The following is a 6,285-nucleotide window of genomic DNA, read 5'->3' as shown; positions in this document are numbered from 1 at the left end:
TCTCCCCTTTTTCTGTGAAACGGAGAAATTTCTCCCCTTCTTAAGATTCTCCCTTTCTCCCCTTCTCCCTCTCTCCAATTCATCCATTCTCCGTTTCTCTCTGTAATGACTGAATAGTTACCTTTTTTCAATGATATATATTGTCCCTTTTATTTTATTGTCTTCCTTAATATATCCTGCATCAAATATAAAATTTCCCTCCTTTTTTCTTGAAGCTGGAGGTTCTATTTTTACATTAAAAACCTCGTAAAAATCCCGACCTATCTTTTTTCCTTTTGTATCGCTAATGGATGAGGCAGATGGGTTAAGGTATAAAATTTTTCCCTTCTCTGATGTAATAACAACCCCAACGGGAAGGTTGTCAAATAGCTTGGAATAAAAATCCCTTCTTTCTCTATTTTCTTCTCCCTCCCACCCTGCAATCAATTCAAACCTTTCCCACATATTCACTATATTCCCAGAGCTATCCATTATAGGAATTTTCTTTATTTTGTTAAAATTCTTTAAAATTAAATTAAGAAAGTGAATATCCTTTTCTTTATCAACAGGATTAAGGTAATGCTCAATAACATCAGCAATGGGAAGGTTAATGTCATCCTTCATTCCAGATGATGCAATTATATCCTGTTTTGAGAGAAAGCCTAATATTTTTCTTTTTTCATCAACTATTGGTAGCGAGCTAATGGGATATTTTAGAAATAGCCTCATTAACTCCATTTTTGTTTTAATTTCCTCCATATTCCTTTTAAGGTAAATGAAAAGAGAGGATATATTGGCTAATGTCCTCTATCTCTTTTTTAAGGTTTTCTGCAATTGTTATTCTTTTTCCATAGGAAAAGGGAATTTTTGAAAGGTTATCTATTATTTTTATAGAGGCTTGAGAAATAGGAAAAGAGCCATTTAAATGCTCCTTGCACATAAGACCTCCATCCTTAATGTTTAATCCTATAGCATCTTCTCTCTTTTTACGACAACATATACATTGCGAAAAATTGGGAAAAAGCCCTAAAAGAAAAATTAGTTTAAATATAAACAATGGCTTTATCAAAAAATCTTTTTTTTCTTCTGTCCACGAAAGGCTTTCTATGAGCAATTGGAATATATTGTAATCTGGATGGGAAAATCCAATAAGTGAATTTGTTGCCTTTACAATAAAGGCTCCTATTTCCATCTTTTCTATATCCTCTCTTAAAGGAGAAAAGCTTTTTATTATTTTGCATTCCCTTATAATAGATGTGTGGTCTCCCCACCAAAATGAGAAATCAATGAAAGAAAATGGTTCAATCATTCCACTAAATCTACTTTTTATTTTCCTTGCACCCTTTACACAAGACAAAATCTTTCCAAATCTTTCTGTATAGATAACAACGGATTTATCATTTTCTTTTAATTCACCTCTTAAAAGAACAATCCCGGATGTTTTATAAAGTGGAAGCCTTCTCATATTAATCCATAGTCAACAGATTTAATCTTTACCAATGGCTGTGGTCTGTGGACTATCGAGCGTGAACTATTCATTCCAAGTCTACCTCTCCAAGCAATGCCTTAAGAAGCTCTTCTTCTTTTTCAATAGGGCCTATGGCAATCACATCATCACCGGATTCTAACACTACCTTTGGATTTGGAGAAATAACCTCATTTTTTCTAAGAATAGCTACAATTGCTGTATTTTTTGGAAGGGAAAGCCCTTCAATAAGCTTGCCTTTTGCTGGTGATTCCTCGCTAAGGTCAACCCTAACAATAGAAAGATTTCCCTTCTTAAAGGTCAAAAGGTCCATAAAATCATCCATTGATGCCTCTTCCTCAATTATCTTTGCAATGATGGATGTTGAATTTATGGAAATATCAACGCCAAGCTGGTTAAATATATGCTCATTCTTTGGGTCATTTACCCTTGCAACGGTTCTTGGAATATTAAATATCTCCTTTGCAAGCTGAGAAATAACAAGGTTATCCTCATCGCTTCCTGTTGCTGCAACAATAACATCAGCCCTTTCTGCCCCTGCATCCTTAAGCGTTTGGGATTCACAACCATCTCCTTGAATGACAAGGATGCCAGAAAGCTCTTGTGCAAGTTCGCTGGCTAATGTTTTATTCTTTTCAATAAGAGATACTTCGTTTTTATCCTTAGCAAGCATATTGCTTAAGTGAAAACCAACCTTTCCTCCGCCAATAATGACAATGTACATTTAATCTTCTTTCTTTATTCCAATAAGAACATCCCCAGCTTGTGATTTTTCTTCCCTTTCTGGTTTAATTATTTCTTTTTCCCTCATTATAGCAACAACCTCTATTTTTTCCTTTTTCTCTATTTTTTCTATTTTCTCTTTAGAAAGCTCCTCTGTTGCTTCTATCTCTATAAACATTGTATCATCCCTTAAGAATGAATGATGAATAAAATGGGGATGTGTAAGTTTATCCTTTATGAGCTTGGCAATAAGGGTTGTTCCTCCAATAACATCAAGACCAAGCTCCTCATATGTCTCCTGCCTCTTTGGGTCATAAATCCTTGTTATAACCTTCTTTATCCCAAAGAGCTTCTTTGCAACCTGGGCAGAGATAATATTAACATTGTCTTTGTCAGAGACGCAGGCAATGGCATCTGCCCTTTCAATCCCAGCTTCTTTAAGGTCATCCAAATTAAACCCAGACCCTTCTATGGTTATCCCATTAAATCCTCCTCCTAGCTTTGAGAATGCCTCTTGATTTTTGTCCATAACAACAACATTATGGCCCTCCTTTGAAAGGAGCAGGGCAAGCTCACTTCCTACCCTTCCACAACCAATAATGATTATATACATCTTAAAAACGCAAAAGTCAAAACGCAAAACTAAAAACTATGGTTTTATTTTTATAAAATTTTACCAAAGTTTTGCATTTTTAGTTTTAAATTTTAAGTTTTTCAACATACCAATCTATTGTCTTTTCTATTCCCTCCCTGAAATCTACCTTTGGAGAGAATCCAAAAATCTCTTTAAGCCTTGATATATCAGCTGGGTTTCTCTTTGGATCACCTGAAATTGGAGGAAGGTATTCTACCTTTAAATTCCTTCCTAAAATCTTTTTTATTACATCGGCAAGATAATTTACAGAAACCTCATTAGGGTTTGCAAGGTTTATTACCTTTCCTATTGCCTCTTTTGTTTCACCTGCCTTAATTGTAAGGGAACAAACATCAGAGACATAGGTAAAATTTCTTTTTTGCTCTCCATTTCCATAGATTGTAAGGGGTTTATTAGAAAATGCAGAGTGTATAAATTTTGCAATAACGCCTGCCTTATCAATATCCCCAAGCTGACGGGGTCCATAGACAGAAAAATACCTTAAGGTAACATATTGCATGCCATATAGCTCATAATATATCCTTGCATAATGCTCTCCTGCAAGCTTACCAACCCCATAGGGATGGGGAGGCAAAAGGGGCATATCCTCGGAAAGCAATCTATCCCTTACACCTGCGTATACAGATGAACTTGAAACATTTATAAACATTGAAACACCTGCCCTTTTGGATGCCTCTAATACATTCAATGTCCCTGTAATGTTATATTCATTTGCCAGAAGGGGGTTTTCAATGCTCCTTTGTGCCCTATTCATTGCAGCAAGATGAAAAACCTTATCTACACCTTTAAAAAGCCCTTTTATCTCGTCAAAGTTTGCAATATTGCAGATATTTATAGAGGCCCCTAAATTTTTTAATATGGAAATATTGCAATCAGAGACAGAAAGGTTGTCTATAACAATAACATCACATCCAGAAGAGACAAGCCCCTCTACCAAATGTGAACCAATAAAACCAGCACCACCTGTAACCAATACTTTCATCTTTTGGTTAAATTATTCTTCTTTTACCTAATAAGTATTTCTCCCAGATAAATCTTTATCTCAATTTCAAATCTATTCATAAAATCCATACCTAACAAACCATCTACATAGGTTCCAAAAGGCAGTGTATGGGCTAAAACCTCAAAGTTTTCAATAGCTTTTCCCAAACAGTGAAATCTATTCGCATCAACTACAGGAACAATCTCATATCCACTTCCAGTAATAATCCTTTGTCTTCTTTTGGGAATTGCTGGGCTACATCCTATATTTTCCAATATCTCCTGTGAAATAATCGTATATGCAGAACCTGTGTCCAAAAGCAGCCTAGGATATGCCTTTCCTTCTTTACCTTCAATAAAGGCTTTAAGCATAAGTAAATGTCCATGCCTTTCAAGTTTATATGATTTCATAGCATAAAACTACCGCAAGGTCTTCGGGTATCTTTCCCGTGTATTCTATAGAAAAATTTTTTGGCCTTTTTTCTAAAAGGTTTTTGTATATTTCTTCTTTGTCTTTGGAATGGGCAATTATCTCTCCTTCCTTTATCATAAAATCATCATCTATCTCTTTTACATCAATCAAAACCCATTCGTCTTTATATTGCCTTAATATCTCTTTCCACTTCATAACTTTCTTTTCGTTAAATTAAATGCAACCTCCCTTGCCTTTTCTATAATCTCGCTTTCGCCGTTTATTCTTTTGTTTTCCATTAAAATTCTTCCATCGCAGATAACCGTATCCACACAGGATGGGTTTGCTGAATAGACAAGGTCTGATATAGGGTTATACCCTGGGGTAAATTCGGGTCTTTCAATGTCAATTATTGTAATATCAGCAAGCATACCCTCTTCAATTTTTCCTGTATTTATATTAAATCCAATTGCTGGGTTTATTGTTGCCATATCAAATGCTCTCTCTGCCTTAAGGGCTGTTGGGTCATTAGATGAAAATTTAAAAAGCAGAGAGCCAATTTTCATTGCCTCAAACATATTCAAGCTATTGTTTGAAGATGCACCATCTGTTCCAAGGAGGCAGGGTATTCCAACCTCCTTTAAATTAAAATGAGGAAAGACCTTGCCCACACAAAGCTTCATATTTGATATAGGATTAAATACGCATTTTACCTTATACTCCTTTAAAATATCAATCTCTTTCTCTGAAAGCCAAACACAATGACAGGCAATTACCCTTTCGGAAAGAAAGCCAATCTTCTCAAGGTATTCAACTGGACGAAGATTGTGCTTTTCAATACAATCCCTAACCTCCTTCTCTGTTTCTGAAAGGTGGATGTGAATAAAGACATTATTCTCTTTTGAAAAATTAGATGCCCATCTTAAGGATCCCTCTGATACTGTATAGATTGCGTGTGGTCCTAAGGCAAATGCTATCCTATTGGAATATCTTTTAGCCTCCCTAAAAAGGTTTTCATTAAGCCCTATTTGCTCCTTTGCCTTTTCCTTATTAAACATATCTATAAACACAGCCGAGACGATTCCACGCATTCCCATTTCTTCTGTTGCTTTGGCTGTTCCTGAAAAATGCCAATACATATCGTTAAATGTTGTTATTCCATTTCTTATCATCTCAAGGCAAGCAAGCTTTGCTCCCCAATAGACATCTTCTTCCTCCATCTTTGCCTCAATAGGCCATATCTTTGTAGAAAGCCATTGCAGGAGAGGCATATCATCTGCATATCCACGAAGAAGGGTCATTGCAGAATGGGTATGGGAATTTATAAATGAAGGTTGAGCAAGTTTATTCTTTCCATCTATTGTTTTATCTGCAGGAAGATTAAGACCTTCGCCTATCTTTTTAATTATATTTTCCTCTATATAAATATCCCTTTTTTTACCATCCAATAGGAGGATATTCTTAATTAAGATGCTCATTATAATAAAATTAAAACTTAAAAGTCAAAACGCAAAACCACAACTTAAGACCCAGAGAATAATAGAATTAACTACCAAAATTAAATTTGTTCCATAATATTTGGATGCTTAAAAGGATAGATTGTAAATACCATATTATTTTCATAATATATTCATCCTCTGTGTCTTAAGTGGTGAATAATTACAAACATTTTATCAAAAATTTTATTCCTTTGCAATAAAAACCTTAATATCTGTCATAACCAAATGAAAATGTCCCCTAGTAGACAAAATAGAAATGTCTCCCCTAATCTTCCTTGCATATTAAGTAAGGAGAAAAAAAGAAATGGAGGGACATTTAACGGGACTGGTGCAAATTTTGTAGGGGATGTTTTTTGAAAAATAAAGGCTAAAGGAAAGAGGCTAACCTTTTGATATTAAGAATAGAAAAACTAAATAAAGGAAGGTGAACCTATGATTATTATCGGCAATTTAGAGGATTTACTTAAGGAGGAATTTGAATCTTGCAAATTCCTGTGCTGTCCAGAGTGCAGTTCTCCCTTTGTCACACATTATGGATGCTACCAACAGA

At 35.0% G+C, this 6,285-nt stretch carries 8 protein-coding genes; all 8 read right to left on the bottom strand.

Annotated features, from left to right (window positions below; translation table 11 throughout):
- Positions 1-117 precede the first annotated feature (117 nt).
- Positions 118-708: a CBS domain-containing protein gene (locus AB1630_09630; protein ID MEW6104049.1), complete on the bottom strand. Its 591-nt coding sequence runs from the start codon at positions 706-708 to the stop codon at positions 118-120.
- A gap of 37 nt (positions 709-745) precedes the next feature.
- Positions 746-1,444, bottom strand: a complete 699-nt coding sequence (gene recO, locus AB1630_09625) for a DNA repair protein RecO (protein MEW6104048.1) — start codon at positions 1,442-1,444, stop codon at positions 746-748.
- 70 nt (positions 1,445-1,514) lie between these two features.
- The gene (locus tag AB1630_09620) at positions 1,515-2,189 is read right to left on the bottom strand and encodes a TrkA family potassium uptake protein (GenBank protein ID MEW6104047.1); all 675 of its coding nucleotides are present in this window, start codon (positions 2,187-2,189) and stop codon (positions 1,515-1,517) included.
- Positions 2,190-2,801, bottom strand: coding sequence for a TrkA family potassium uptake protein (locus tag AB1630_09615; protein MEW6104046.1), 612 nt, complete (start codon positions 2,799-2,801; stop codon positions 2,190-2,192). It abuts the gene before it with no gap.
- Between the two features lie 85 nt (positions 2,802-2,886).
- Positions 2,887-3,825 (bottom strand): NAD-dependent epimerase/dehydratase family protein, encoded by a 939-nt coding sequence (locus AB1630_09610; protein MEW6104045.1) that lies wholly within the window; start codon positions 3,823-3,825, stop codon positions 2,887-2,889.
- A gap of 23 nt (positions 3,826-3,848) precedes the next feature.
- Positions 3,849-4,235 carry a retropepsin-like aspartic protease gene (locus tag AB1630_09605; GenBank protein ID MEW6104044.1) on the bottom strand — a complete coding sequence of 129 codons (387 nt, stop codon included), beginning with the start codon at positions 4,233-4,235 and terminating at the stop codon, positions 3,849-3,851.
- Positions 4,222-4,452 (bottom strand): hypothetical protein, encoded by a 231-nt coding sequence (locus AB1630_09600; protein ID MEW6104043.1) that lies wholly within the window; start codon positions 4,450-4,452, stop codon positions 4,222-4,224. The genes AB1630_09605 and AB1630_09600 overlap by 14 nt, the downstream gene beginning before the upstream one ends.
- A complete protein-coding gene (locus tag AB1630_09595; GenBank protein ID MEW6104042.1) occupies positions 4,449-5,714 on the bottom strand; it encodes an amidohydrolase in 1,266 nt (421 codons plus the stop codon). Before AB1630_09595 ends, AB1630_09600 begins: the two co-directional genes overlap by 4 nt.
- Positions 5,715-6,285: the final 571 nt, after the last annotated feature.

The sequence above is a fragment of the bacterium genome (assembly GCA_040753555.1).
Lineage (GTDB): Bacteria > UBA9089 > UBA9088 > UBA9088 > UBA9088 > JBFLYE01.
Note: the sequence above shows the minus strand (reverse complement) of the source record. Positions and strands in the feature narration are given on the sequence as shown.

Bases quoted from the DNA above. Each gene is read 5' to 3' on its own strand.
- AB1630_09600 (MEW6104043.1), bottom strand. From the start codon at position 4,452: ATGAAGTGGAAAGAGATATTAAGGCAATATAAAGACGAATGGGTTTTG.
- recO (MEW6104048.1), bottom strand. From the start codon at position 1,444: ATGAGAAGGCTTCCACTTTATAAAACATCCGGGATTGTTCTTTTAAGA.
- AB1630_09620 (MEW6104047.1), bottom strand. From the start codon at position 2,189: ATGTACATTGTCATTATTGGCGGAGGAAAGGTTGGTTTTCACTTAAGC.
- AB1630_09630 (MEW6104049.1), bottom strand. From the start codon at position 708: ATGAGGCTATTTCTAAAATATCCCATTAGCTCGCTACCAATAGTTGAT.
- AB1630_09595 (MEW6104042.1), bottom strand. From the start codon at position 5,714: ATGAGCATCTTAATTAAGAATATCCTCCTATTGGATGGTAAAAAAAGG.
- AB1630_09610 (MEW6104045.1), bottom strand. From the start codon at position 3,825: ATGAAAGTATTGGTTACAGGTGGTGCTGGTTTTATTGGTTCACATTTG.
- AB1630_09605 (MEW6104044.1), bottom strand. From the start codon at position 4,235: ATGAAATCATATAAACTTGAAAGGCATGGACATTTACTTATGCTTAAA.
- AB1630_09615 (MEW6104046.1), bottom strand. From the start codon at position 2,801: ATGTATATAATCATTATTGGTTGTGGAAGGGTAGGAAGTGAGCTTGCC.